The sequence below is a fragment of the Pseudomonas fluorescens genome, from assembly GCF_900636825.1.
Classification (GTDB): Bacteria; Pseudomonadota; Gammaproteobacteria; order Pseudomonadales; family Pseudomonadaceae; genus Aquipseudomonas; species Aquipseudomonas fluorescens_BG.
This window is the reverse complement of the sequence record NZ_LR134318.1, coordinates 4,937,002-4,961,300: the sequence shown is the minus strand read 5'-3', so window position 1 is coordinate 4,961,300 and position 24,299 is coordinate 4,937,002. Positions and strand designations below refer to the sequence as shown.

The 24,299-nt window shown below is 59.7% G+C and carries 27 protein-coding genes; 11 read left to right on the top strand and 16 right to left on the bottom strand.

Going from position 1 to position 24,299, the window contains the following annotated elements:
• Nucleotides 1–225: 225 nt before the first annotated feature.
• The 6 genes from hemA (at nt 226) to EL257_RS22500 (ending at nt 5,583) form a co-directional block, all read left to right on the top strand.
• Nucleotides 226–1,512: a glutamyl-tRNA reductase gene (hemA, locus tag EL257_RS22525; protein WP_126366341.1), complete on the top strand. Its 1,287-nt coding sequence runs from the start codon at nt 226–228 to the stop codon at nt 1,510–1,512.
• Nucleotides 1,509–2,591, top strand: coding sequence for a peptide chain release factor 1 (gene prfA, locus EL257_RS22520; RefSeq protein WP_126366340.1), 1,083 nt, complete (start codon nt 1,509–1,511; stop codon nt 2,589–2,591). The genes hemA and prfA overlap by 4 nt, the downstream gene beginning before the upstream one ends.
• On the top strand, nt 2,592–3,422 hold the full coding sequence (gene prmC / locus EL257_RS22515; RefSeq protein ID WP_126366337.1) for a peptide chain release factor N(5)-glutamine methyltransferase: 831 nt from the start codon (nt 2,592–2,594) through the stop codon (nt 3,420–3,422).
• Nucleotides 3,416–4,171 carry a molybdopterin-synthase adenylyltransferase MoeB gene (locus EL257_RS22510; protein WP_126366335.1) on the top strand — a complete coding sequence of 252 codons (756 nt, stop codon included), beginning with the start codon at nt 3,416–3,418 and terminating at the stop codon, nt 4,169–4,171. The genes prmC and EL257_RS22510 overlap by 7 nt, the downstream gene beginning before the upstream one ends.
• A complete protein-coding gene (gene murI / locus EL257_RS22505) occupies nt 4,164–4,955 on the top strand; it encodes a glutamate racemase (RefSeq protein WP_126366333.1) in 792 nt (263 codons plus the stop codon). The genes EL257_RS22510 and murI overlap by 8 nt, the downstream gene beginning before the upstream one ends.
• Before the next feature lie 109 nt (nt 4,956–5,064).
• Nucleotides 5,065–5,583 carry an acyloxyacyl hydrolase gene (locus EL257_RS22500; protein WP_126366331.1) on the top strand — a complete coding sequence of 173 codons (519 nt, stop codon included), beginning with the start codon at nt 5,065–5,067 and terminating at the stop codon, nt 5,581–5,583.
• Nucleotides 5,584–5,681: 98 nt separating this feature from the next.
• On the opposite strand, the gene EL257_RS22495 is transcribed toward EL257_RS22500, so the two are convergent.
• From EL257_RS22495 to EL257_RS22440, 12 genes are all read right to left on the bottom strand, one after another.
• The gene (locus tag EL257_RS22495) at nt 5,682–5,987 is read right to left on the bottom strand and encodes a YkgJ family cysteine cluster protein (RefSeq protein ID WP_007912865.1); all 306 of its coding nucleotides are present in this window, start codon (nt 5,985–5,987) and stop codon (nt 5,682–5,684) included.
• A gap of 52 nt (nt 5,988–6,039) precedes the next feature.
• Nucleotides 6,040–6,543, bottom strand: a complete 504-nt coding sequence (locus tag EL257_RS22490; RefSeq protein ID WP_126366329.1) for a DUF2878 domain-containing protein — start codon at nt 6,541–6,543, stop codon at nt 6,040–6,042.
• Nucleotides 6,536–7,801 carry an SAM-dependent methyltransferase gene (locus EL257_RS22485; protein WP_126366327.1) on the bottom strand — a complete coding sequence of 422 codons (1,266 nt, stop codon included), beginning with the start codon at nt 7,799–7,801 and terminating at the stop codon, nt 6,536–6,538. Before EL257_RS22485 ends, EL257_RS22490 begins: the two co-directional genes overlap by 8 nt.
• Nucleotides 7,788–8,603, bottom strand: a complete 816-nt coding sequence (locus EL257_RS22480; protein ID WP_126366325.1) for a DUF1365 domain-containing protein — start codon at nt 8,601–8,603, stop codon at nt 7,788–7,790. Before EL257_RS22480 ends, EL257_RS22485 begins: the two co-directional genes overlap by 14 nt.
• The gene (locus EL257_RS22475; protein ID WP_126366323.1) at nt 8,600–9,847 is read right to left on the bottom strand and encodes an NAD(P)/FAD-dependent oxidoreductase; all 1,248 of its coding nucleotides are present in this window, start codon (nt 9,845–9,847) and stop codon (nt 8,600–8,602) included. Before EL257_RS22475 ends, EL257_RS22480 begins: the two co-directional genes overlap by 4 nt.
• Nucleotides 9,844–10,626 (bottom strand): SDR family NAD(P)-dependent oxidoreductase, encoded by a 783-nt coding sequence (locus EL257_RS22470; RefSeq protein WP_126366321.1) that lies wholly within the window; start codon nt 10,624–10,626, stop codon nt 9,844–9,846. Before EL257_RS22470 ends, EL257_RS22475 begins: the two co-directional genes overlap by 4 nt.
• Nucleotides 10,623–11,045: a nuclear transport factor 2 family protein gene (locus EL257_RS22465; RefSeq protein WP_126366319.1), complete on the bottom strand. Its 423-nt coding sequence runs from the start codon at nt 11,043–11,045 to the stop codon at nt 10,623–10,625. The genes EL257_RS22470 and EL257_RS22465 overlap by 4 nt, the downstream gene beginning before the upstream one ends.
• Entirely contained in the window at nt 11,038–12,483 is a 1,446-nt protein-coding gene (gene phrB, locus EL257_RS22460; RefSeq protein WP_126366317.1) for a deoxyribodipyrimidine photo-lyase, read from the bottom strand. Before phrB ends, EL257_RS22465 begins: the two co-directional genes overlap by 8 nt.
• A 16-nt stretch (nt 12,484–12,499) precedes the next feature.
• Nucleotides 12,500–13,441, bottom strand: a complete 942-nt coding sequence (locus EL257_RS22455; protein WP_126366315.1) for a MerR family transcriptional regulator — start codon at nt 13,439–13,441, stop codon at nt 12,500–12,502.
• On the bottom strand, nt 13,441–14,403 hold the full coding sequence (locus tag EL257_RS22450) for a YbgA family protein (protein ID WP_126366313.1): 963 nt from the start codon (nt 14,401–14,403) through the stop codon (nt 13,441–13,443). The genes EL257_RS22455 and EL257_RS22450 overlap by 1 nt, the downstream gene beginning before the upstream one ends.
• Before the next feature lie 179 nt (nt 14,404–14,582).
• Nucleotides 14,583–14,801, bottom strand: a complete 219-nt coding sequence (locus EL257_RS22445; protein ID WP_126366311.1) for a TIGR02450 family Trp-rich protein — start codon at nt 14,799–14,801, stop codon at nt 14,583–14,585.
• Nucleotides 14,798–15,784, bottom strand: coding sequence for an NAD(P)/FAD-dependent oxidoreductase (locus tag EL257_RS22440; protein ID WP_126366309.1), 987 nt, complete (start codon nt 15,782–15,784; stop codon nt 14,798–14,800). The genes EL257_RS22445 and EL257_RS22440 overlap by 4 nt, the downstream gene beginning before the upstream one ends.
• A 197-nt stretch (nt 15,785–15,981) precedes the next feature.
• Here EL257_RS22440 and EL257_RS22435 point away from each other — a divergent pair, with 197 nt between their 5' ends.
• Both EL257_RS22435 and hemH read left to right on the top strand, forming a co-directional pair.
• Complete coding sequence (locus EL257_RS22435; protein WP_126366307.1) at nt 15,982–16,884, top strand: TIGR01777 family oxidoreductase; 903 nt, start codon at nt 15,982–15,984, stop codon at nt 16,882–16,884.
• Between the two features lie 13 nt (nt 16,885–16,897).
• A complete protein-coding gene (gene hemH / locus EL257_RS22430; RefSeq protein WP_126366305.1) occupies nt 16,898–17,923 on the top strand; it encodes a ferrochelatase in 1,026 nt (341 codons plus the stop codon).
• A 178-nt stretch (nt 17,924–18,101) separates the two neighbouring features.
• Here hemH and EL257_RS22425 read toward each other — a convergent pair whose 3' ends face one another.
• Nucleotides 18,102–19,376 carry a uracil-xanthine permease family protein gene (locus tag EL257_RS22425; RefSeq protein ID WP_126366303.1) on the bottom strand — a complete coding sequence of 425 codons (1,275 nt, stop codon included), beginning with the start codon at nt 19,374–19,376 and terminating at the stop codon, nt 18,102–18,104.
• A 2-nt stretch (nt 19,377–19,378) separates the two neighbouring features.
• Complete coding sequence (upp, locus tag EL257_RS22420; protein ID WP_090286199.1) at nt 19,379–20,017, bottom strand: uracil phosphoribosyltransferase; 639 nt, start codon at nt 20,015–20,017, stop codon at nt 19,379–19,381.
• 174 nt (nt 20,018–20,191) lie between these two features.
• Here upp and EL257_RS22415 point away from each other — a divergent pair, with 174 nt between their 5' ends.
• The 3 genes from EL257_RS22415 (at nt 20,192) to EL257_RS22405 (ending at nt 21,713) form a co-directional block, all read left to right on the top strand.
• Nucleotides 20,192–20,749 (top strand): hypoxanthine-guanine phosphoribosyltransferase, encoded by a 558-nt coding sequence (locus tag EL257_RS22415; RefSeq protein WP_016773231.1) that lies wholly within the window; start codon nt 20,192–20,194, stop codon nt 20,747–20,749.
• 133 nt (nt 20,750–20,882) lie between these two features.
• The gene (locus EL257_RS22410; RefSeq protein WP_126366301.1) at nt 20,883–21,362 is read left to right on the top strand and encodes a hypothetical protein; all 480 of its coding nucleotides are present in this window, start codon (nt 20,883–20,885) and stop codon (nt 21,360–21,362) included.
• Nucleotides 21,363–21,425: 63 nt separating this feature from the next.
• On the top strand, nt 21,426–21,713 hold the full coding sequence (locus tag EL257_RS22405; RefSeq protein ID WP_126366299.1) for a PA4642 family protein: 288 nt from the start codon (nt 21,426–21,428) through the stop codon (nt 21,711–21,713).
• Nucleotides 21,714–21,851: 138 nt separating this feature from the next.
• Here EL257_RS22405 and mqo read toward each other — a convergent pair whose 3' ends face one another.
• Nucleotides 21,852–23,360, bottom strand: a complete 1,509-nt coding sequence (gene mqo, locus EL257_RS22400) for a malate dehydrogenase (quinone) (protein WP_126366296.1) — start codon at nt 23,358–23,360, stop codon at nt 21,852–21,854.
• Nucleotides 23,361–24,062: 702 nt separating this feature from the next.
• Nucleotides 24,063–24,296 (bottom strand): hypothetical protein, encoded by a 234-nt coding sequence (locus tag EL257_RS22395; RefSeq protein WP_126366294.1) that lies wholly within the window; start codon nt 24,294–24,296, stop codon nt 24,063–24,065.
• Nucleotides 24,297–24,299: the final 3 nt, after the last annotated feature.

Here is a 24,299-nt window from a genome sequence, read left to right as displayed (position 1 = left end):
CAGGAGCTGCCGAAGGCTGCGATCTTTTGATCTTCCTAGTGATTCGAAAAACCGAAATCTAAAGATCGTAGCCTTCGGCAGCTCCTAAAAGGGATTGTGTGTACATGAACGAGAATGGATCGCAGCAAAAGCTGCATACAATTACGGCAATAGATATCCACTAGTTGTTCTGAATCTTTCGAAGTAGGACAATTGCCGGCTTCACGTCACCATCAGCGACCTTGAATGGCCTTCCTTGCACTCGGTATCAACCACAAGACTGCTTCAGTAGACGTCCGCGAGCGCGTGGCCTTTACCCCTGAGCAACTGGTGGAGGCGTTGCAGCAGCTCTGCCGACTGACCGACAGCCGCGAAGCGGCGATCCTTTCCACCTGCAATCGCAGTGAGCTTTATATAGAGCAGGATCAGCTGTCGGCCGATATCGTGCTGCGCTGGCTGGCGGATTATCACCGTCTGAGCCTCGATGAACTGCGCGCCAGTGCCTACGTGCATGAAGATGATGCGGCCGTTCGTCACATGATGCGCGTCGCCTCCGGGCTCGACTCGCTGGTACTGGGCGAACCGCAGATCCTCGGCCAGATGAAATCGGCCTATGCCGTGGCGCGCGAGGCCGGCACCATCGGCCCGCTGCTTGGACGGCTGTTTCAGGCGACGTTCAATGCCGCCAAACAGGTGCGCACCGACACGGCCATTGGCGAAAACCCGGTGTCGGTGGCATTTGCCGCCGTCAGTCTGGCGAAACAGATTTTCAGTGATTTGCAACGCAGCCAGGCCTTGCTGATCGGCGCCGGCGAGACCATCACGCTGGTCGCCCGTCATTTGCATGAACTGGGGGTCAAGCGCATCGTCGTCGCCAACCGTACGCTCGAGCGCGCCAGCCAGTTGGCCGAGCAGTTCGGCGCTCATGCGGTATTGCTGTCGGACATTCCGGCGGAGCTGGTGCGCAGCGACATCGTCATCAGCTCGACCGCCAGCCAGTTGCCGATTCTCGGCAAGGGCGCGGTGGAAAGTGCGTTGAAGCTGCGCAAGCACAAGCCGATTTTCATGGTCGACATCGCGGTACCCAGGGATATCGAGCCGGAAGTCGGCGAACTTGACGACGTTTATCTGTATAGCGTCGACGATCTCCACGAAGTGGTCGCGGAAAACCTCAAGAGCCGTCAGGGCGCTGCGCAAGCGGCGGAAGAGATGGTTTCGGTCGGCGCCGACGATTTCATGGTGCGCCTGCGCGAACTGGCGGCGGTCGACGTGCTCAAGGCCTATCGTCAACAAAGCGAACGCCTGCGCGACGAAGAACTGCAGAAAGCCCTGCGCCTGCTGGCCAACGGCGGCAACGCCGAAGATGTCCTCGGGCAACTGGCCCGTGGCCTGACCAATAAACTGTTGCATGCGCCTAGCGTGCAATTGAAAAAGCTGTCTGCCGAAGGCCGCCTCGATGCGCTGGCCATGGCCCAGGAACTCTTTGCCCTTGAGGGCTCACCGGATAGTTTTTCGGATAAAAAACCGCAATGAAAGCGTCACTGCTCAACAAGCTGGACATTCTCCAGGACCGTTTCGAGGAACTGACCTCGCTGCTCGGCGACGGTGAAGTCATTTCCGATCAGGCCAAGTTCCGTGCGTATTCCAAGGAATATGCCGAACTTGAGCCTGTCGTGGCCGCCTATAAAAAGCTGCTCGGTGTACAAAGCGATCTCGAAGGTGCGCAAGCGCTGCTCAAGGACAGCGACCCGGACATGCGCGAAATGGCCGTGGAAGAAGTCCGCGAAGCCAAAGAGCTGCTGATCACCCTGGAATCCGACCTGCAGCGCATGTTGCTGCCCAAGGACCCCAACGACGGGCGCAACGTCTTCCTCGAAATCCGCGCCGGCACTGGTGGCGACGAGGCGGCGATCTTCTCCGGCGATCTGTTTCGCATGTACTCGCGCTATGCCGAGCGTCGTGGCTGGCGTGTAGAGACCCTCTCGGCAAACGAAGGCGAGCACGGTGGCTATAAAGAAGTCATCGCGCGCATCGAAGGCGACAACGTTTACGGCAAGCTGAAATTCGAATCCGGCGCGCACCGCGTACAGCGTGTACCCGCCACCGAATCCCAAGGCCGTATCCACACCTCGGCCTGCACCGTGGCGGTATTGCCCGAGCCGGACGAGCGTGAAGCCATCGAGATCAACCCGGCGGACTTGCGTGTCGACACGTTCCGCTCCTCTGGCGCTGGTGGTCAGCACGTCAACACCACCGACTCGGCGATCCGCATCACGCACATACCGACCGGCACCGTCGTCGAGTGTCAGGAAGAACGTTCCCAGCACAAGAACCGTGCGCGGGCGATGGCGTGGTTGTCGGCCAAGCTCAACGATCAGCAAACTGCAGCTGCGGCGAATGCGATCGCCAGCGAGCGTAAATTGCTGGTGGGTTCCGGTGACCGCTCCGAACGTATCCGCACCTACAACTATGCCCAAGGCCGGGTCACTGACCATCGCGTCAACCTGACCCTTTATTCGCTGGATGAAATTCTCGCCGGTGGCGTTGAAGCGGTGATCGAGCCATTACTGGCCGAATACCAGGCGGACCAACTCGCTGCGATAGGTGAATAAATGACCATCATCGCCAGTCTGTTGCGCGCCGCTGAGCTGCCGGACTCGCCCACCGCGCGCCTGGACGCCGAGTTGCTGCTGGCCGCCGCGCTGGGCAAATCGCGCAGCTTTCTGCACACCTGGCCCGAGCGCATCGTGCCGAGTGAAGCGGCGCTGACATTCGCCGAATATCTGCAGCGGCGTCGCAGCGGCGAACCGGTGGCTTATATTCTCGGTCAGCAGGGGTTCTGGAAACTTGACCTGGAAGTCGCGCCGCACACATTGATTCCGCGTCCGGACACGGAATTGCTGGTGGAAGCGGCGCTGGAATTGCTCCCCGCGACCCCTGTCAGCGTTCTTGATCTCGGCACCGGCAGCGGCGCAATTGCCTTGGCCCTGGCCAGCGAACGCCCAGCATGGAAAGTCACCGCTGTGGATCGCGTGCTCGAAGCCGTGGCGCTGGCCGAACGCAATCGCCAGCGCCTGCATTTGAACAACGCCACGGTGCTGAGCAGTCATTGGTTCAGCGCGTTGGCCGGCCAGCGTTTTCATCTGATTATCAGCAACCCGCCGTACATTGCCGCCGCCGATCCGCATCTGGTCGAAGGCGATGTGCGTTTCGAGCCTTCCAGCGCGCTGGTGGCCGGTGAGGACGGGCTTGATGATCTGCGTTTGATCGTCGCGCAGGCGCCGGATTATCTGCAGGCCGGTGGCTGGTTGATGCTCGAACATGGCTATGATCAGGCAGAGTCCGTGCGCGACCTGCTGTCGACGCGCGGTTTTCAAGAGGTTCACAGCCGCACCGATCTGGGCGGTCATCAACGCATCAGTCTGGGGCGCCTGCCGTGCTGAATGATCAGGAATTGCTGCGCTACAGCCGACAGATTCTGCTGCAACACATCGACATCGACGGGCAATTGAAGCTCAAGGCCAGTCGCGTGCTGATTGTCGGCCTGGGTGGGCTCGGCGCGCCGGTTGCCCTGTATCTGGCGGCGGCAGGTGTCGGCGAGTTGCATCTGGCGGACTTCGACACGGTCGATCTGACCAACCTGCAACGACAGATCATTCACGACACCGACAGCGTCGGCCTGAGCAAGGTCGACTCGGCGCTCAAGCGTTTGGGCGCAATCAATCCAGAGATACAACTGATTGCCCACCGGCAGGCGCTGGACGAGGATTCCCTCGCCGCAGCGGTGGCGGCGGTGGATCTGGTGCTCGACTGTTCCGATAACTTTTCTACCCGCGAGGCGGTCAACGCAGCGTGTGTGGCTGCACGCAGGCCTCTGGTCAGCGGCGCCGCGATTCGTCTTGAAGGGCAACTGTCGGTGTTCGATCCGCGCCGCGCCGAGAGCCCGTGCTATCACTGTTTGTACGGACATGGCAGCGAAGCCGAACTGACGTGCAGCGAAGCCGGCGTGGTCGGGCCGCTGGTCGGTCTGGTCGGCAGCCTGCAAGCGCTTGAGGCTTTGAAAGTTCTGGTGGGTTTTGGCGAGCCACTGGTGGGCCGTTTGCTGTTGATCGATGCCCTTGGCTCGCGTTTCCGCGAGTTGCGCGTCAAGCGTGATCCGGGATGCAGCGTCTGTGGCGCACGCCATGCGTGAGGCGCCGATCGGCGTGTTCGATTCCGGGGTCGGCGGCTTGTCGGTACTGGCGGAAATCCAGCAATTGTTGCCCCACGAATCGCTGCTGTATGTTGCCGACTGCGGGAACATCCCGTATGGCGAGAAAACCCCGGAATTTATCCGCCAACGCTGCAGTGTGATGGCGGGTTTCTTCCGTGAGCAGGGCGCCAAAGCCTTGGTGTTGGCCTGCAATACCGCGACCGTCGCCGGTGTGGCCGATCTGCGCCGCGACTTTCCCGATTGGCCGATTGTCGGCATGGAACCTGCGGTCAAACCGGCCGCAGCGGCCACACGTAGCGGCGTGGTCGGCGTGCTCGCGACGACGGGCACCTTGCAAAGCGCCAAGTTCGCCGCGTTGCTTGATCGCTTTGCGGCTGACATCAAAGTCATCACCCAGCCGTGCCCGGGGCTGGTCGAGCTGATTGAAAACGGCGACCTGCACAGCCAGGAATTGCGCCAGTTATTGCAGAGTTATGTCACGCCGTTACTGGCTCATGGCTGCGATACGATCATCCTTGGGTGTACGCATTATCCTTTCCTGAAACCGTTGCTAAAGACAATGATCGACGACGATGTCAGCCTGATCGACACTGGCTCTGCGGTGGCCCGACAACTGCAACGGTTGCTCGGTGAGCGCGATCTGCTCGCGCACGGCTTGAGCCAGCCTGTGAAGTTCTGGACCAGTGCTGATCCGCAATCCTTCAGAAAAATCCTACCGCTGCTGGGCCAAACTGCATCGAATGTGCAAAACTTCGATTTGTAAAAAAACGTGAAAAAACTGAAAACGCGCTGAACTTCTGATCAGGCGCAGATTTCTATAGCGACAGCAGCAACTAAAAACCAAACGATCGTTCCGGAAAAGGAAGTTTCAAGTGAAGCGACTATTCTGCTTGGCCGCGATTGCGGCCGCACTGATGGGGCAAAGTATTACCGCACAAGCCGCTGGTGTTGAATTCGCCGTCGGCGCTACCAGCGATTCCACCATGACGTATCGTCTGGGCATGAATTTCGATTGGGACAAGAGCTGGCTGCAGAGCGACGTCGGTCGCCTGACCGGTTACTGGAGCGGCGCCTATACCTATTGGGAAGGTGACAAGACTTCCAGCAACAACAGCTTGTCGTTCTCGCCAGTGTTCGTTTACGAATTTGCCGGCGAATCGGTCAAACCGTATATCGAAGCGGGTATCGGTGTCGCCGCGTTCTCCAATACCGAATACGAATCCAACAACATCGGCGGTTCGTTCCAGTTCGAAGACCGTCTGGGTTTCGGTCTGCGTTTCAATGGCGGGCATGAAGTCGGGATCCGTGCAACGCACTACTCCAACGCCGGCCTGTCCAGCGATAACGATGGTGTAGAAAGCTACGCGCTGCATTACACGATGCCGCTGTAAGCGCAGATCCAAAGATCGCAGCCTCCGGCAGCTCCTACAGGTGTGAAACACATCCCCATGCAGGAGCTGCCGAAGGCTGCGATCTTTTGTTTTCGAGATCAGCGGTAGGCCGTGGTGATCCCTTTGCGCTCTTCGATGCACTCCGGCGCACCCATTTCAAACTCACGGCAGATCAACGGACGTTTTTCGTAGATCGTGCACATCATGCTGTCGCGATCCAACGCGGCGCACCAGCCGTCGTCCAGGCGCAACATCACTTCGCCGCCCCATTCATCGGTATCGATAAAGCGATCCGGCACGCCAGTGTCGGTGATCAGCATGACTTCGAGCTGACAGCAGCATGCAGCGCAGGTCGAGCAGGTGACCGCAGGCTCGGTAATTTGCTGATGGGGAATGGTTTTCATGGCGGCAGTGTAAGGCAGTCGCTCGAGTGCGTGTGAAAGCGTCGACGGACGCTCAGGCAGCAAGCCGTCGCGCCATCAGGTGCAGCAGAGGAAACAACAGCGCCCAGAGCAGGCCGATGCCGATCAACGTGGGTAATTCTCCATAAGGAAATTCCACCCCGGCCAGACGTCCGCCGCCGTAATACGACAACGCGCCGCCCACCGCGCCCAGCACGCTGGCCAGCCACCATGGCCGCGCGCTCCATTGCAGGCAGTGACACAAAGTCGTCGCGAGCAACGCCCATAGCAACATCAACCACAGCGGAATCAGGGGTGACTGATCCGCAAACAAGAACACGCCGACCCCGCGCAACACGCTGTCCACCGCGGTGCCGACGATCACCACGCTCAAGAGCAAACGTCCTTCAGCCGCCCAACTGCTGATCCAGCACAAATGAATCACCAGGATCGCCAAGGCCAGCAGCAACCACAAACTGTCACCGCCGAGAACGCAGGTGAACCAGCCGATCTGAAACAGCACAGCATTAAGCGCGTTACGGCCCAGACGCTTATGCATCAAAACGCCCGAGCAATGGCGCGGTGATCGCGGCCGGTTTGGCCAGCAGCAATTGCGCGGTGCCGATGGTGCGCTCCAGGAAACCGCCCTCGCAGTAGCACAGGTAAAACTCCCACAACCGCAGGAAGTAATCGTCGTAGCCCAGCTCGGTCAAACGCCCGTGGGCGCGGCGGAAGTTCTCGTGCCACAAACGCAGCGTGCGCGCGTAGTGCAGGCCGAAATCTTCCATGTGCAGCAGGTTCATGTCGGTGTCGCGGCTGACCACTTCAAGCATCTTCTGCACGCTTGGCAGGGCGCCGCCGGGGAAAATGTAACGCTGAATGAAGTCAACGCTGCGCTTGGCCTGCTCGTAGCGCTGCTCGCGGATGGTGATCGCCTGGATCAGCATCAGGCCGTTGCTTTTGAGCAGCTTCGCGCACTGGGTGAAATAGGTCGGCAGAAAGCGATGGCCGACCGCCTCGATCATCTCGATCGAAACCAGTTTGTCGTATTCGCCGGTGAGGTCGCGGTAGTCCTTCAGCAACAGCGTCACTTGCTCCTGCAAACCGAGCTGCTCAATGCGCTTTGCGGTGAAGGCGTACTGTTCTTTGGACAGCGTCGTAGTGGTCACGCGGCACCCATAGTTCTGCGCCGCGTAAAGCGCCATGCTGCCCCAGCCAGTGCCGATTTCCAGTAAATGATCGTCGGGCTTGAGCGCCAGTTTCTGGCAGATCCGCTCCAGTTTGTTCAATTGCGCCTGTTCGAGGCTGTCTTCGGGCGTTAGAAACTGCGCCGCCGAATACATCATGCTCGGGTCGAGAAACTGTTCGAACAGATCGTTGCCGAGGTCATAGTGCGCCGCGATATTTTTTTGCGAGCCTTTGCGTGTGTTGCGGTTGAGCCAGTGCAGCCCTTGCACCAATGGCCGACCGAGGCGCGCCAGCCCGCCCTCCATCGCATCGAGCACCTCAAGATTGCTGACGAACACGCGCACCACCGCGGTCAGGTCCGGCGAACTCCAGTAGCCGTGGATGAACGCTTCGCCGGCGCCGATCGAGCCGTTGCCGGCAACCATGCCCCAAAGGGCGGCGTCGAGCACATGGATTTCCCCCAACACTGCACTGCCCGGCGTGCCGAACACCATTTGTTCGCCATCCTCGACCACCAACAGATGCCCGTGTTTGAGTTGGGCCAACTGGCGCAGAACGCCGCGACGCAACAGCGAACCGGTCAAACCGTTGGTGCTGAGCCGACTGACCGACAGGCTAGAGGATTTCATGACGGCGCTCCTTGGGAGGCACAGTGGCGGTACGAAAGCTGCCATCGGCAGCCTGATGAGAAAAGATCGGTGCGCGTTTGAGAAGCAGCCGCAGCGCCTGCCAATAAATCGCCAGCGCGGTTTTCGCGGTCATCCACGGGAAGCGCCGCAAGTAGCGGTGCAGGCTGCGCCGATCAAGGGTTTCGCGTTGCAGATTGAGGGTCGCGTCGAACAGCTTGTGCTCGCCCTGCCAGTCCGCCATGTGCACGCCGATGTTCTGCGCGGCGGGGCTGAAGCTCATGCGGTATTCGAGGTCGCGCGGCAGAAAGGGCGAAACGTGAAAAGCCTTGGCCACCGCGAAATGCTGATGAAAATCCTGCAGATCGCTGGGCGCCCGCGCCGGCAACACGTAGTGATAACGCTCGCCCCACGGCGTGTTGGTAACTTCGCAAACAATCGCCGCCAGTTGCCCGTCCGCTTCGTGGCAATAAAAGAAACTCACCGGGTTGAATGACAGGCCCCAACTCCGTGCCTGGGTCAGCAGGCAGATCGAGCCTTGCGGTTCATGGCCGATGGCGGTGCCGACCTGCTGACGCACCGCATCGATCAGGCGCATGCCGCGACCGGTAAAGGCCTTGAGATAATCGGTCTCGCGAAACGAAAAGGGTGCACAGCGCCCGCGCCCGGCCAGCGGCGACAGGGCCAGCACGGCGTCCTGCTCGCTCAGATCGAGGTAGAGCAAACCGATCTTGTAGCGGAACGCATGTTGGCGCGGCGAAAAACGCCGATGGCCAATCCAGCCGCTATACAGGGCGCTGTTCATAACGTTTCCCCGAACACCGAGGCCACGCGCAGAGCGCTGACCACGCCGTCTTCATGGAAACCGTTGGCCCAATAGGCGCCGCAATAATGGGTGTGATGCGCGCCGTCGAGTTCTGCCCAGCGATTCTGCGCTGCCACCGCCGTGAGGCTGTATTGCGGGTGCGCGTAAGTGTATTTCGCGAGGACTTTGGTCGGGCTGATGCCGGCGCTTTGATTGAGGCTCACGCAGAACGTTGTGTCGCTCTCGATGCCTTGCAGAATGTTCATGTCGTAGGTCACGGCGGCGTGGGTATGCCCGGCACCGTTGAGGCGATAGTTCCAGCTTGCCCACGCCAGTTTGCGCGAGGGCAGCAGCCGCGTGTCGGTGTGCAGCACGACTTCGTTGTCGGCGTAGGGCAGGGCGCCGAGAATCGCGCGCTCGGCCTCGCTCGGGCGGGCAAGCAATTGCAGAGCTTGATCGCTGTGACAGGCGAATATCACTTTATCGAAACGTTCGCTGCCGGACGGGCTGTGGATAACCACGCCGTGCTCATCACGCTCGACCTGCGTCACCGGGCAATTAACGCGGATCTTGTCCTTGAACGATGCCGTCAGCGGCGCAATGTAGGCGCTTGAGCCGCCTTCGATGACTTGCCATTGCGGGCGGTCGCTCACCGACAGCAGCCCGTGGTTCTTGAAAAACCGCACGAAAAACTGCAACGGAAAGTTGAGCATTTCGGCCATCGGCATCGACCAGATCGCCGCGCCCATCGGCACGATGTAGTGCAGGATGAAGCGCTCGCCGTAATTGCCTGCCTTCAGATAATCATCAAGGGTCATGTCGCTGGGAATGCGCAGCTCGGCGAGGTCGCGCTGGGCTTCTTTGTTGAAGCGCAAAATGTCCCGCAGCATGCCCCAGAACCCCGGCGAAAACAGATTGCTGCGCTGGGCGAACAGGCTGTTGAGGTTGTTGCCGTTGTATTCCACGCCGGTGTCCGGGTCCGTCACCGAAAAGCTCATTTCGGTCGCTTTGAACGGCACGCCGAGCTGACCGAGCAGGCGAATGAAGTTCGGGTAGGTCCAGTCGTTGAAGACGATGAACCCGGTGTCCACCGCGTAAGTGCGACCGTCGACCGTCACTGGCACAGTGTGCGTGTGGCCACCGACCCAGTCGCTGGCCTCGAACACGTGTACGTCATGGCGACGATTGAGCAGGTAGGCGCAGGTCAATCCAGCGATCCCGCTGCCGACAATGGCGATTTTCATGCTGGATCCCGCAGCGGTGGTGGCTTGCGCACCATGCGCTTGCCGATGGCCAGTTGCAGCCTGGACGGCAGCTTCGACAACGGCCACAGGGCCGCCATGAACAGTGCCGGAAACGCGATCTCCAAGGGGCGATCCTTGAGCTTGGCGAAAATATGCCGCGCCGCTTTGTCCACCGGCCAACTGAGCGGCATCGGGAAATCGTTCTTGGCAGTCAGCGGCGTGTCGACAAAACCCGGGCTGACCACGGTGACTTCAATGCCTTCGTCGGCCAGATCGATGCGCAGCGATTCGAACAGATACCGCAACCCCGCCTTTGATGCGCCGTAAGCTTCGGCCCGCGGCAGTGGCAAATACGTGACCGAGCTGGCGACACCGACCAGGTGCGGTGCGGTGCCTTTGCGCAACAGTGGCAGGGCGGCTTCGATGCAATAGCTGCTGGCGAGCAGATTGGTCCGCACCACGTGTTCGATGATCGAGGCGTCGAACTGCTTGGCATCGACATATTCACAGGTGCCGGCGTTGAGAATCACCGAGTCCAGCGAGCCCCAGTCCTCGGTAATCTGTTCACCGATTTCGCGGACGGTCTGGCTGTCGGTCAAATCCCCCGGCACCACCAGAACCTGCCCGGGATAACGTTGCGACAAGACCTTGAGCGGCGCGACCGAGCGCGAGCTGACCGCCAGATGCGCGCCGGTTTTGAGAATCTCTTCAGCCAGCGCCGCGCCGATGCCACTGCTGGCGCCGGTCAACCAATAGCGCCGTGGAGGTGTACGACTCATCCCATTCTCCTTTTTAGCCAGGCGATCACCCGGCCCAATACGGGTAAATGCTCATACAGCAGCGCCCCGGCATCGAAATAGTCCCGGTGGCGATAAACCTTGTCGCGCCAGAGCAGGTGCGAACAGCCGTTGACGCGAATCACTTCGCCACCGGCCAGACGCGGATGGCGGTAGCTCATGACCCATCGCAGATAGCCTTCGCTATCGCCTGTCTGATCGAAGCCATGAAAATCGAATCGCAATTCGCTGACGTTGGCGTACAGCTCAGCGAAGTAATCCTGCAGTTGCTTGAGCCCCTGCACATCGTGCAGCGGATCGGTGAAATGAATGTCATTGCTGTACAGCTCGCCCAAGCGATGCAGGTTGTCTTTGTTCAACTCGGAAAACTGGCGGGCGAAGCGGCGCAGGAATTCACTCATCTTCAACCCCCGAAGACAGGCGCGACGGCAGGTTTTTGAACGCGGCCAATGCGCGCTCGCGCGAGGTGCTGAGGTTGACGATGGGCGACGGATAATCGGCGACGCCAAACAGTCCGCCAAGGTTGGCCGGGTTGTGGATTTGCTTTTTGTTCAGGCCCGCCAGCTCCGGCAGCCAGTGCCGGATGAACAGGCCTTCGCTGTCGAATTTTTCCGACTGGCTCAGCGGGTTGAAGATGCGGAAATACGGCGCCGAGTCGGTGCCGGTGGAAGAACTCCATTGCCAGCCACCGTTGTTCGCCGCCAGGTCGCCGTCGATCAGATGCCGCATGAAAAAGCGTTCGCCTTCGCGCCAGTCGATCAGCAGATTCTTGGTCAGGAACATCGCCACTACCATGCGCAGGCGATTGTGCATCCAGCCCGTTTCCAGCAACTGGCGCATGGCCGCATCGATGATCGGCAAACCGGTGCGCGCCTCTTGCCATGCGGCGAGATCCTGCGGCGCATCCCGCCAGGCCAGCGCCTCGGTTTCGGGACGAAAGGCGCGATGGCGCGAAACGCGCGGATAGCCGACCAGAATATGTTTGTAGAACTCGCGCCAGAGCAATTCGTTGATCCAGGTAACCGCGCCGGCCTTGCCGCTTTCGAATTCACCCTGATTGCTCTGCAACGCCGCGTGCAGGCATTGGCGCGGCGAGATCACGCCGGCGGCGAGGTAGGCGGACAGCTGACTGGTGCCGGGTTTGGCGGGGAAGTCGCGTTCACTTTCGTAGTATTCGATTTGCGCGTCGGTGAAGGTGTCTAGTCGGCGGCGGGCTTCTGTTTCACCGGCCGGCCACAGTGCCCGCAGCGATTGGCTCGGTGTGGCGAAGCCTTTTACTGCGGTGGGAATCGGGTCGCTGGTTACATCGGTTTTCGCCTGTCGGGCGGGCGCCTTCACGAGCGCAGGCATCGAGCGGTGCAGGCGTTCGTAGCAGACCTTGCGAAACTGGCTGAACACTTTGAAGTAAGTGTTGGTTTTGGTCAGCACGGTGCCGGGTTTGAAAAACAATTGATCGAGATAGCTGTGAAATTCAATCCCATCGGCTTGCAGGGTTTCTGCCACCGCCGCATCACGACGGCTTTCGTGAACGCCGTATTCTTCGTTGACGTGAAGCGCTTCGATCTTCAGTTGTCGGCACAGCTTGCGCAGCTCTGCCGGGGCGTGATCCCAATGCGTTGCAGTACGGATCAACAACGGGATGTTCAGCTCGCCCAGACTTTGGCTCAATTGCTCAAGGTTGCGCAGCCAGAAGTCGACTTTGCACGGCGCGTCGTCGTGTTCCAGCCACTGCTGCGGGCTCAACAGATACACGGCCACGGTCGGCCCGCGTGCTGCGGCGGCCGCGAGGGCGGTGTTGTCGTGTTGGCGCAAGTCGCTGCGCAGCCAGATCAGTTGCATGACATTGAACCCATCATTAAATCAGCCCGCGCTGAATGAGTGCCTGGTGCGCTGAAAGCGCGTCTTCAGCTAGGTACAAATCGGCAATTTCGGAAGTTCTGGCGGACAGCTCGGCGTGGTGGATGCACACGGTTGGCCCGACAATCATTTTTGTACAGTTGACCGCGTTCAACAGCTTGGGCAACTGCGCCAGGTTCATGGCTTTGCTGGAATACAGCAGTACGCCACGTGCCTGCAGATGTTCGACGGTCAGTGCCAGTTCACCGGCCGGAAGCGGCCAGTCAAACACCTGCACCGGACAATCGGCGCTGCTGACCAGCCACGCGCAAAGCCACAGATGAGGTTCCAATGGCAGGTCTGAATGGTTGATCAGCAATAACGGCGCGGCGTGCAACTGACGATTGTTATGGTAGATGCGCGCGCCGAATTTGCTGCGTAACCAGGAAAAAAAGAACACCCGCTCCATCTGCGCGCCAAACTGGCCCTGCCAGCGCTGTTCGAGATCGGCCAGCAGCGGCATGAGCAATTGCTCGCACAAGGTGCGCGGCGGGTACAGCGCCATGGCTTGGTTGACGCTGTCGTCGAGGTTGCGTTCGTTGAGTTCGGTAACGGCGGGGAGCAGGGTCTGGCGCAAACGCTGCCAATCGTTTTCCACCGTTTCGCTGAAGGCTTGCGGGGTGTCGAGCAACGGCTTGACCTGGCTGACCGCGACGCCACGGTTGAGCCAAGTGAGGATGGTCAGAATCCGTTGCACGTGCTCGGCTGAATACAGCCGATGTCCCTTGGGTGTGCGTTGCGGCACGATCAACCCGTAACGACGCTCCCATGCGCGCAGGGTGATCGCGTTGACACCGGTCTGCCGCGCCACTTCGCGGATCGGCAGCCAGCCTTCGTCGAGGGCTTTTTTAAAGTCGGCGCCGAGGTCTTCCTGAGCGCTACTGTCGGTTTTGTCGTTCATCAGATGGCATTTCGCAGACTGAGGTTTTCCGGATGCGGCTGCAGGTAAACCTGTTGCGCAATGTACGGATCGGGATGTTGGCGAAAGTGATGCTTGAGCAGCGTCAACGGCACCACCAGCGGCACGATGCCTTGCCGGTATTGGCTGATGACGTGGATCATTTCCTGTTTGTCTTCGGCGCTCAGGGATTGTTTCAAATATCCGCTGAGATGCAGCAGCACGTTGCAGTGAGTGCCGCGCGTCGCGCATTTTCTCAGGGCAGCCATCAGTTGGCTGAAATAGCGCGGGCCGAGTTCGACGGGATCGCTGTCAGCCATATTGCCGAGCAGCTTGCCCAGCGCCTTGTATTGCGGCGGGTTGTGCGCCATCAGCAGGTATTTGTAGCGCGAGTGGAACTCGGTCAACGCGCGCCGGCTCAAGCCTTGCGCGAGCACTTGCTGCCAGGCGCTGTAGGCGAGGACGCGGGTAATGAAGTTTTCGCGCAGTACCGGATCGTTCAGGCGGCCGGCTTCCTCAACGGGCAGATCCGGATGTTGCGCACAAAAGGCCTGCGCGTAGATGCCGCGTCCGCCGCCGTTCACCGGTGCGCCGTTGGCGTGATAGACCTTGACCCGTTCCAGCCCGCAGGACGGCGACTGTTGCATGAAAATGTAACCGCTGAGGTCTTGCAGCTCGCCGGCCATTTTTTCGCCGTACTCGGCCAGCGGGCGAGTGACGTTGGTGGCCGGATTGACGCTGCCGACGGCCTCCGGTTGCTGCGGATCGCCAACCAGACGAATCGGCTCACGGGGGATGCCCATGCCGATGGCAACTTCGGGACACACCGGCACAAAGTCGAAATATTCGGCGAGGGTCTGGCTGCACAGGCGCGATTCCTTGTGCCCGCCATTGAAGCGCACCTCGGCGCCCAGCAAGCAGGCGCTGATGGCGATTTTTGGTTTGGCAGCAGGAAGCACAGACATAAAAACCTCGAATCTAAACCTGTACAGAGTGCGATCTCTGTACAACATTGGCTTAGCATAGATTCAGGGCTATACAAGTCAAATCATTTGTATAACTTTCTGTAGGAGCTGCCGAAGGCTGCGATCTTTTGATTTGCTTTAAAACAACAACATCAAAAGATCGCAGCCTTCGGCAGCTCCTACATGAGCCAACCGATTTTCCAGTGAGTACTGTTCTGTAGCGCTTGCCAATCGATGCGCTCGGCACGTTTGGTCAGCACCGCCTGCAATTCGACTTGCAGCACCGTGCCTTCCTCGTCGCGGAACAGTTCGGTGACCAAAAAGTGCTTTTCGCGGTTCAGCGGCTGCGCTGCTGTCCATTTCGACAGCAGCAATTTGCGCGGGTTGATGCGATTCATTGCAGGTGTTCGTGCAAGCGACGTGCAGCCTCCTGACCGCTGAGCCAGGCGCCTTCGACGCGACCCGACAGGCACCAGTCGCCGCAGGCATACAAGCCCAGGTCGGCATCCGCCAAAGTGCCCCATTCATGGCCGGTGGCAGGGCGCGCGTAGAGCCAGCGATGGGCGAGGCTGAAGGTGGGCGCTGGCATGGCGCTGTGCAGCAGTTCGGCAAACGCACCGTGCAGCTGTTCGATCACCGCTTCCTTGGGCAGATCGATATGTTGCCGACTCCAGGCACTGGTCGCGTGCAACACCCACGTATCGAGGGTGGTTTCGCGCCCCGGTTTGCTGCGGTTGCGCGCGAGCCAATCAAGCGGGCTGTCCTGGACGAAGCAGCCTTCGATTGGCGTATCCAGTGGCGTTTCGAAGGCGAGGGCGACGGCCCAGGTCGGGTCCATTTTTACTCCGGCGGCGGCACCGGCGAGTTTCGGAGCAGCGGCCAGCAATGCCGTGGCTTGCGGTGCTGGCGTGGCAATCACCACGTGGCTGAACGGCCCGTGAGTGAAGCCGTCGGCATCCTGCAGGTGCCAGTGCTCTTCACCGCGAAACACCTCGGTAATGCGGCAGGCGAATTGCACGTCCAGGCCATCGAGCAGCCCGCGAGTGATCGCACTCATGCGTGGCGTGCCGACCCAGCGGGTCTGCTCGTCCGGGGACATATTCAGTTGCCCACCCTGAAAGGTATACAGCTGCGGCGCCCATTCGGCGGCCCAACCCTGGCTTTGCCAGCGCTGCACCTCGGTGACGAAACGCCGGTCGCGTGCGGTGAAATATTGCGCGCCCATGTCCAGCGAGCCAGCGTCACTGCGCTTGCTCGACATGCGTCCCCCGCTGCCGCGGCTTTTATCGAACAGTTGCACGGTATGCCCGGTCTCTGTCAGAGCCTGGGCGGCGGAGAGCCCGGCGATGCCGGTGCCGATGATTGCGATAGGTACAGTCATAGGGGCCTCGTTTACCTTTCTGTACAGACTACGCCGTGGATGAAACCTGTACAATTTTGTTTTTTGGTATAACTTCTAGCGTTCTCGTTCTGACAGCTTGGCCTATTGTTAAACCATAGAGCCTGCCCGATGGAAAAGATCCCTGCTTATAAAAATAGACTAGTGATCCGGGTAAAACGCCACGCGAGGAAGATGTGATGCACATATTGCTGACCGGCGGTACTGGTTTGATCGGACGTCAGCTCTGCCGTCACTGGTCAGGGCAGGGTCATCGCCTGACGGTATGGAGCCGCCAACCGGAAAAAGTCGCGAAGATCTGCGGTGCGTCCGTGCGCGGGATTGCGCGCCTGGAAGATCTGGCGGAAGAACCGCTGGATGCGATCATCAACCTGGCGGGCGCGCCGATTGCCGACCGGCCGTGGACGCACCGGCGTAAAGCGTTGTTGTGGAGCAGTCGCATCACGCTCACCGAAACGCTGCTGGCCTGGCTCGAAAGCCGTGCGCAGAAACCGCCGCTGCTGATTTCCGGTTCGGCTACTGGCTGGTATGGCGATGGCGGCGAGCGCGAATTGACTGAAGAGTCGCCGCCGGGGATTGACGATTTCGCCAGCCAATTGTGCATTGCTTGGGAAGAGACCGCGCAACGGGCCGAGGCGCTGGGCGTTCGCGTAGTGCTGGTGCGAACCGGTCTGGTGTTGTCAGCCGATGGCGGCTTTTTGTCGCGGCTGTTGCTGCCGTTCAAGCTTGGGCTGGGCGGGCCGTTGGGCAATGGCCGGCAGTGGATGCCGTGGATTCATATCGAGGACCAAATCGCCCTGATTGATTTTCTTCTGCACCGTGATCAGGCCAGTGGTCCTTATAATGCGTGCGCGCCGAACCCTGTGCGCAATCGCGAATTTGCCAAGACGCTGGGCAGCGTTCTCCACCGCCCGGCGTTCATGCCGATGCCGACCCTGGCGCTGAAGGTCGGCCTCGGCGAGATGTCTTTGTTGCTGCTCGGCGGCCAGAAGGCTTTGCCGGCACGCTTGCTGGAAGCGGGTTTCACTTTCCAGTTCACGGATTTACGCGCGGCTTTGGACAATCTCTCCGGCCGCCTCTGAAATAGGACGTTGCATGACCGATCACGCCTTGCTTCTGGTCAACCTGGGCTCTCCGGCCTCCACTTCGGTGGCCGATGTGCGCAGCTACCTCAATCAATTCCTGATGGACCCGTACGTGATCGACCTGCCATGGCCGCTGCGGCGTCTGCTGGTGTCGCTGATCCTGATCAAACGCCCCGAACAATCGGCCCATGCCTACGCGTCGATCTGGTGGGAGGAGGGCTCGCCTCTGGTGGTGCTCAGCCGTCGTCTGCAACAGCAGATGACCCAAGCGTGGAAACACGGCCCGGTCGATCTGGCGATGCGTTATGGCGAGCCGTCGATCGAAACCTGTCTGCTGCGGCTGGTGAAGGCCGGGCACAAGAAAATCACCCTGGCGCCGCTGTACCCGCAGTTCGCCGACAGCACCACGACCACGGTGATCGAAGAAGCCCGGCGCGTCCTGCGCGAGAAAAAACTCGATGTGCAGTTGTCGATCCTGCAACCGTTCTACGATCAACCGGAATACATCGAGGCGCTGGTAGCCAGCGCCCGACCGCACTTGCAGCAGGACTACGATCATTTGCTGCTGAGCTTTCACGGTTTGCCGGAGCGTCATCTGACCAAACTTGATCCGACCGGCAAGCATTGCCTCAAGGACGCCGATTGCTGCCAGAACGCTTCGCCGGCCGTGTTGGCGACCTGTTATCGCGCGCAGTGCTTGCGTACCGCCGCCGAGTTTGCCAAGAGCATGGGCCTGGCAGACGGCAAGTGGTCGGTTTCGTTTCAGTCGCGATTGGGGCGGGCGAAGTGGATCGAGCCGTACACCGAAGCGCGGCTGGATGAACTGGCGAAAAGCGGCGTGAAAAAGATTCTGGTGATGTGCCCGGCGTTCGTCGCTGACTGCATCGAGACACTGGAAGAGATCGGCGATCGCGGCAAGGAACAGTTCCGCGAAGCGGGGGGCGAGGAGCTGGTGCTGGTGCCGTGCCTGAACGACGACCCGCAATGGGCGAAGGCGTTGGCAACTCTTTGCGAACGAGCGCCGCTGTCCCTCTGAAACAGCCAAAACGAATGAGCACAAAAATATGTGGCAAGGGAGCTTGCTCCCGCTGGGCTGCGTAGCTGCCCCAAAAACTGCTAATGCGGTCCCACAGGAAAATCGCATTTGCCGGGTTTGCGACTGCTGCGCAGCCGAGCGGGAGCAAGCTCCCTCGCCACAGGTATCGAGTCAAGGGTCAGATCAGCGGTTCATCCGCCTTCTTCTGCTCCCAGCCGTCATTGCCCGGCAGGATCAGGTTCAGCGCAATCGCCACCACTGCGCACAGCGCGATGCCTTTCAGACCGAAGTCGTCCGGACCGGTGCCGGTGCCGACGAGCACACCGCCAATACCAAACACCAACGTCACCGAGACGATCACAAGATTGCGCGCTTCGCCCAGATCGATCTTGTGGCGGATCAGAGTATTCATGCCCACCGCCGCAATCGAACCGAACAACAGACACAGGATCCCGCCCATCACTGGCACCGGAATGCTCTGCAGCAGCGCGCCGAACTTGCCGATGAACGCCAGGGTGATGGCGAAAATCGCCGCCCAGGTCATGATCTTCGGGTTGTAGTTTTTGGTCAGCATCACCGCGCCGGTCACTTCGGCATAGGTGGTATTGGGCGGACCACCGAACAGGCCGGCAGCGGTCGTCGCGATGCCGTCACCGAGCAGGGTGCGGTGCAGGCCTGGCTTCTTCAGATAGTCACGGCCAGTCACGCTACCGACCGCGATGACGCCGCCAATGTGCTCGATGGCCGGGGCCAGTGCCACCGGAACGATGAACAGGATCGCCTGCCAGTTGAACTCCGGCGCGGTGAAATGCGGCAGGGCAAACCATGGTGCGGCGGCGATTTTCGCGGTGTCGACCACGCCGAAATAGAACGACATGGCGAAACCGACCAGCACGCCGGACATGATCGGCACCAGACGGAAGATGCCTTTGCCGAACACCGCCACGATCAGCGTGGTCAGCAGCGCCGGCATCGAGATCAGCATCGCAGTCTGGTAGGGGATCAGCTCGGAACCGTCGCCAGCCTTGCCCATCGCCATGTTCGCGGCAATCGGCGCCATGGCCAGGCCGATGGAGATGATCACCGGACCAATCACCACCGGCGGCAGCAAACGGTCGATGAACCCGGTGCCTTTGATCTTCACGGCAAGGCCAAGGAAGGTGTAGACGAAACCGGCCGCCATCACCCCGCCCATCGTCGCTGCCAGGCCGAATTGGCCTTTGGCGAGAATGATCGGCGTTATGAAGGCAAAGCTCGAGGCGAGGAACACCGGCACCTGACGCCCGGTGACGATCTGGAACAGGATCGTCCCAAGCCCCGCGGTAAACAGTGCCACGTTCGGATCAAGGCCGGTGATCAGCGGCATCAGCACCAGCGCGCCGAAAGCCACGAACAGCATCTGCGCGCCGGACAGCACCGTGCGCCAGAGCGGATCGTTGAACTCTTGCTGCATGGTCACGCGTCCTTCTGCTTGGTGCCGAAGATCTTGTCACCGGCGTCGCCAAGCCCAGGGATGATGTAACCGTGCTCGTTCAAGCGCTCATCGATCGACGCGGTGTAGATGGTCACGTCCGGGTGCGCTTTTTCCACCGCAGCGATGCCTTCCGGCGCGGCGACCAGAACCATCGCGCGGATGTCACGGCAACCAGCCTTTTTCAGCAGGTCGATGGTCGCAACCATGGAGCTGCCGGTAGCGAGCATCGGGTCGATGATCATCGCCAGGCGCTCGTCGATTTCCGGCACCAGCTTCTCCAGATAAGTGTGCGCTTGCAGGGTTTCTTCGTTGCGGGCAACGCCCACAGCGGACACCTTGGCACCCGGAATCAGGCTGAGCACGCCTTCGAGCATGCCGATACCGGCGCGCAGGATCGGCACGACAGTGATTTTCTTGCCGGCGATCTTTTCCACCGACACAGTGCCGCACCAGCCGGCAATGTCGTAGGATTCGAGCGGCAAATCTTTGGTGGCTTCATAGGTCAACAGGGCGCCGACTTCCTGAGCGAGCTCACGGAAATTCTTGGTGCTGATATCGGCGCGGCGCATCAGGCCGAGTTTATGACGGATCAGCGGATGGCGGATCTCGAGGATGGGCATGGAAAAACTCCGGCGGCGGGCAAAAAAACCGGCCTAGATTAATCTATCCGAGGGTGATGTCCTATAGGACATTCTGAACGTTAGTCCATAAAGGCTTGATTCGGCCGAGCGAGATGCGTACCTTTGCCCGCTTTTCGCGGCTACACCCCCCCACATATCCCCCTGGAGAGCGCCATGTCCGCTGATCTCGAGCATATCCGTCAAATCATGCGAGAGGCTGACTGCCTGTACACCGAATCTGAAGTCGAGGCTGCTATTGCCCGCGTCGGTGCACAAATCAACGAGCAACTGGCTGACAGCAACCCTGTGGTGTTCTGCGTGATGAATGGCGGCCTGATATTTTCCGGCAAGCTGTTGACGCATCTGCAGTTCCCGCTGGAAGCGTCCTACCTGCACGCGACCCGGTATCGCAACGAAACCAGCGGCGGCGACCTGTTCTGGAAAGCCAAGCCGGAAGTCTCGTTCATCGACCGCGACGTGCTGATCATTGACGACATTCTCGACGAAGGTCACACCCTCGGCGCGATCATCGATTTCTGCAAACACGCCGGCGCACGCAAAGTGCACACCGCGGTGCTGATCGACAAGGATCACGACCGCAAGGCGCGTCCTGACCTGAAAGCCGATTTCGTCGGGCTGCCATGCATTGACCGCTATATCTTCGGTTACGGCATGGACTACAAAGGCTACTGGCGCAACGCCAACGGGATTTACGCCGTCAAGGGCATGTAAACAAGAACAAAAGATCGCAGCGTTCAGCAGCTCCTACAGGGATTAATGAACAACTGTAGGAGCTGCGGAACGCTGCGATCTTTTGCTTTTAATCCCATGCTAGAGTGCTCGGCCCCGCCCTTCGGAGCCTGTCATGCGCCTCTTGATCTGCAGTCTCGCCGCCCTGTTGCTGACTCTCAGCCTACCGCTGTCTGCGGCGCCGATGCACAGTCAATTCCTGCCGCCCGACGATCTGACCCTGCGCGACGCCGAACCCGAACAGCAGCAGTTGATGCAGGTCAGCGAGTATTCGGTGGTGGTCGGTGCGCAGCGCCAATCCAATCAGCAGCCGATTCCGGTTACCTCGTCGTTGCTGATCCGTCTCAAGGGCAAATCGCTGAATAAAGGCGCGACCATCAACCAGGTGCTGGTGAGTTTCGATGGCGAAAGCAAAAGCCTGAAGAAGCCGCTTTACGATGACAAAAGCAAAACCCTGACGCTGTTTTACCCGCTGGCTCAATACCGCGTGGTGATGGATTTGCTGCGTAACGACACCGTGTATGTGCAGTTTCTCAGCTTCGCCAACGGCCACATCTGGGCCGATTTGCACACCGGGGCGATTCGTCCGCGTTGAGCCGGGCGGTCGGGCAGGGGTAAACTGCCCGCCCCGTGTCATGTCTGCGAGCTGGAGTCGGCAATGCGTAAAGATAAGAAACAAGTGATTGGTGACGAGATCGGCGATGAGCAGATCAAGCTGTTCCTCGATTTTGAGCCGGTCGATGCCACTTCGCCGTCGCTGCACAAACTGATCAAGGCCTATCGTGGCCTGCGCATCGATGATTTCGAGCGGTTTCTGGGTTTCTTCGTTGCGGCCGGTTATGACGTTGATGGCAAGGACGAGCAGGGCAAGACTTTCGTTGACCTGATCAAGGATCAGCGTAACGCCCCGGACTACATCGAGCTGATCGAAAAGTCCCGCTCTTAAGATCAAAAGATCGCAGCCTGCGGCAGCTCCTACATGGGATTTATGGTGACCATGTAGGAGCTGCCGAAGGCTGCGATCTTTTGCTTTTCAAGGCCATAAAAAACGCCCCGATCGGGGCGTTTTTTTTATGCCGCGAGATCAAGCGAAGCTTGGGGTCTCGCTGTTTTCTTCAACCAGTTCCAGCGCGATGTTGTTCTGCGTGTTGATCTTGCGATACAGCGCAGCATCGGTTTCCAGAACCTTTTCACGGGCCGGGAAGATTTCTGCCAGTTTGCCGGCCCATTCGCCCTTGGCTTTGTCCGCGAAGCACTTCTCGATCAGTTCCAGCATGATCGAAACGGTCACCGACGCGCCTGGCGAGGCGCCGAGCAGAGCGGCCAGGGAACCGTCTTTCGCTGCAACCAGTTCGGTACCGAACTGCAGAATGCCACCCTTCTTCGGGTCCTTCTTGATGATCTGCACCCGTTGGCCGGCCACTTCCAGCCGCCAGTCTTCGGCTTTCGCCTGCGGGTAAAAACGACGCAGGGAATCCAGACGTTGTTCCATCGACTGCATCACTTCGCTGACCAGGTATTTGGTCAGGTCCATGTTGTTTTTCGCCACCGCCAGCATCGGCCCGATGTTGCCGGCGCGAACCGACAGCGGCAGATCCATGAAGGAGCCGTGCTTGAGGAACTTGGTGGTGAAACCGGCGTATGGTCCGAACAGCAGGGATTTCTTGCCGTCGACTACGCGAGTGTCAAGGTGCGGCACCGACATCGGTGGCGAACCCACAGCGGCCTGGCTATAAACCTTCGCCTGGTGCTGTTTGACCACTTCCGGATTGTCGCAACGCAGCCACTGGCCGCTGATCGGGAAGCCGCCGAAGCCTTTGCTTTCTTCGATGCCCGAGGCCTGCAGCAACGGCAGCGCCGCACCACCCGCGCCGAGGAAAACGAATTTGGCGTCGACTTCGCGGGTATTGCCGTTGTTGACGTCCTTGATGCTGACGGTCCAACCGGCGCCGTTACGTTTCAGGCCAGTGACGCGCTTGCAGTATTTGACCTGGGTATCCGGCGCGCTGGTCAGGTGCTTGAGCAGCTGATTGGTCAGGGCACCGAAGTTGACGTCGGTGCCGTTCATCACGCGAGTGGCAGCAAGGACTTCGTCCGGCGAGCGGCCCGGCATCATCAGCGGCATCCACTCGGCCATCTTGCCTTTGTCTTCGGTGTACTCCATGTCGGCAAACGCATGGTGCTTGCTCAACACGTTAAAGCGTTCCTTGAGGAACGACACACCGCTGTCGCCCTGAACGAAACTCAGGTGCGGCACCGGGCTGATGAAGGATTTGCACGAGCCGAACGTGCCTTTTTTGGTCAGGTACGACCAGAACTGCTTCGACACCTCGAACTGGGTGTTGATGTGCACGGCTTTCTTGATGTCGACGCTGCCATCGGCGGCCTGTGGCGTGTAGTTCAGCTCGCACAGACCAGCGTGACCGGTACCGGCGTTGTTCCACGGATTGGAACTCTCCGCAGCACCGGAATCCATCAGCTCGACGACTTCCAGCTTGATCGCGGGGTCGAGCTCTTTGAGCAGTACGGCGAGGGTGGCACTCATGATGCCGGCCCCAACGAGTACTACGTCGACTGCTTCGTTATGCGCCATTTAACGCGTCTCCCAAATCTGCAGCACCAAATTGTCGGCATGGCTGCCAGGCGTTCCAGGGCAGGTCAGTGGCCCGGGTAATCCGTGGTCAGGTTGGCCATGTCCGAATCTTCGCAATTTTTCGCAACTTCGACGGATGCGTGCGGCCTGGCTTCAAGAGCTCCATGAACTCATTTCGGCGCGCGCCTGGCAATTCGACTTATGGTCGAGTCATCCGTTTTCGTGCAACCAAATCCGTAGCGGACAGGCTTCAGGCTCCGATATTCGAGGTATATCCGGTCCTGTGTCGTTGGGCTGTTTCAGACGCTAATGGTGCATGTTCAGACGCAAAACTATTCATTTGCTCGCCACACTCTTGTGAAGTTGTGAAAACCCGTTTTTTTCACGCTCTTTTGAAGACGTGAACCTCAAAAAGGGCTGCCTTGGCCTGGCACCTGCCCGCAAGGGCAAAACAACGCGGTGGCCGAGCGGATGACAGCTCTGCAGATTCGCGAAAAGCGGGTTTTTGCCGGAAGAACAGGCAAGCGCGCCAACTTCACTCGATCTGTGTGGGCGGCTCTCTGTGGGCGATTTTGATGTCGATGCGTGTGCATAAACGTTGTTGCGGGGCCCGATCAGGAGACGTCCTTATAATCGGGGGGAGATTGTAGCGAAGAAATGCGCGCAGTTGCTCGTGTTTAATGACTTTTCTTAGGCATCCGGTCAGATGCTCAACATTGCCTGCGCCCGTGCACGAGGCTGCGGCGCATTGACGCGGGCGTTGGCAGGCAAAGGCTGGTGCAACCAATTGAGGCGAATCTCTTCGATTTCTACCCAACCATCACCCATTGGTTGCAGGCTGCACTGCTTGAACGTCTGGCAGTGACCGTTGCGGTCGAGCAGGGCAAAGCTGCGGTGCAACGGGCGTGGCGCGAACAACGAAATCAGATAACGCATGGC

Bases quoted from the DNA above. Each gene is read 5' to 3' on its own strand.
- hemA (WP_126366341.1), top strand. From the start codon at position 226: ATGGCCTTCCTTGCACTCGGTATCAACCACAAGACTGCTTCAGTAGAC.
- prfA (WP_126366340.1), top strand. From the start codon at position 1,509: ATGAAAGCGTCACTGCTCAACAAGCTGGACATTCTCCAGGACCGTTTC.
- prmC (WP_126366337.1), top strand. From the start codon at position 2,592: ATGACCATCATCGCCAGTCTGTTGCGCGCCGCTGAGCTGCCGGACTCG.
- murI (WP_126366333.1), top strand. From the start codon at position 4,164: ATGCGTGAGGCGCCGATCGGCGTGTTCGATTCCGGGGTCGGCGGCTTG.
- EL257_RS22495 (WP_007912865.1), bottom strand. From the start codon at position 5,987: ATGAAAACCATTCCCCATCAGCAAATTACCGAGCCTGCGGTCACCTGC.
- EL257_RS22490 (WP_126366329.1), bottom strand. From the start codon at position 6,543: ATGCATAAGCGTCTGGGCCGTAACGCGCTTAATGCTGTGCTGTTTCAG.
- EL257_RS22485 (WP_126366327.1), bottom strand. From the start codon at position 7,801: ATGAAATCCTCTAGCCTGTCGGTCAGTCGGCTCAGCACCAACGGTTTG.
- EL257_RS22480 (WP_126366325.1), bottom strand. From the start codon at position 8,603: ATGAACAGCGCCCTGTATAGCGGCTGGATTGGCCATCGGCGTTTTTCG.
- EL257_RS22475 (WP_126366323.1), bottom strand. From the start codon at position 9,847: ATGAAAATCGCCATTGTCGGCAGCGGGATCGCTGGATTGACCTGCGCC.
- EL257_RS22470 (WP_126366321.1), bottom strand. From the start codon at position 10,626: ATGAGTCGTACACCTCCACGGCGCTATTGGTTGACCGGCGCCAGCAGT.
- EL257_RS22465 (WP_126366319.1), bottom strand. From the start codon at position 11,045: ATGAGTGAATTCCTGCGCCGCTTCGCCCGCCAGTTTTCCGAGTTGAAC.
- phrB (WP_126366317.1), bottom strand. From the start codon at position 12,483: ATGCAACTGATCTGGCTGCGCAGCGACTTGCGCCAACACGACAACACC.
- EL257_RS22455 (WP_126366315.1), bottom strand. From the start codon at position 13,441: ATGAACGACAAAACCGACAGTAGCGCTCAGGAAGACCTCGGCGCCGAC.
- EL257_RS22450 (WP_126366313.1), bottom strand. From the start codon at position 14,403: ATGTCTGTGCTTCCTGCTGCCAAACCAAAAATCGCCATCAGCGCCTGC.
- EL257_RS22445 (WP_126366311.1), bottom strand. From the start codon at position 14,801: ATGAATCGCATCAACCCGCGCAAATTGCTGCTGTCGAAATGGACAGCA.
- EL257_RS22440 (WP_126366309.1), bottom strand. From the start codon at position 15,784: ATGACTGTACCTATCGCAATCATCGGCACCGGCATCGCCGGGCTCTCC.
- EL257_RS22435 (WP_126366307.1), top strand. From the start codon at position 15,982: ATGCACATATTGCTGACCGGCGGTACTGGTTTGATCGGACGTCAGCTC.
- hemH (WP_126366305.1), top strand. From the start codon at position 16,898: ATGACCGATCACGCCTTGCTTCTGGTCAACCTGGGCTCTCCGGCCTCC.
- EL257_RS22425 (WP_126366303.1), bottom strand. From the start codon at position 19,376: ATGCAGCAAGAGTTCAACGATCCGCTCTGGCGCACGGTGCTGTCCGGC.
- upp (WP_090286199.1), bottom strand. From the start codon at position 20,017: ATGCCCATCCTCGAGATCCGCCATCCGCTGATCCGTCATAAACTCGGC.
- EL257_RS22415 (WP_016773231.1), top strand. From the start codon at position 20,192: ATGTCCGCTGATCTCGAGCATATCCGTCAAATCATGCGAGAGGCTGAC.
- EL257_RS22410 (WP_126366301.1), top strand. From the start codon at position 20,883: ATGCGCCTCTTGATCTGCAGTCTCGCCGCCCTGTTGCTGACTCTCAGC.
- EL257_RS22405 (WP_126366299.1), top strand. From the start codon at position 21,426: ATGCGTAAAGATAAGAAACAAGTGATTGGTGACGAGATCGGCGATGAG.
- mqo (WP_126366296.1), bottom strand. From the start codon at position 23,360: ATGGCGCATAACGAAGCAGTCGACGTAGTACTCGTTGGGGCCGGCATC.
- EL257_RS22395 (WP_126366294.1), bottom strand. From the start codon at position 24,296: ATGCGTTATCTGATTTCGTTGTTCGCGCCACGCCCGTTGCACCGCAGC.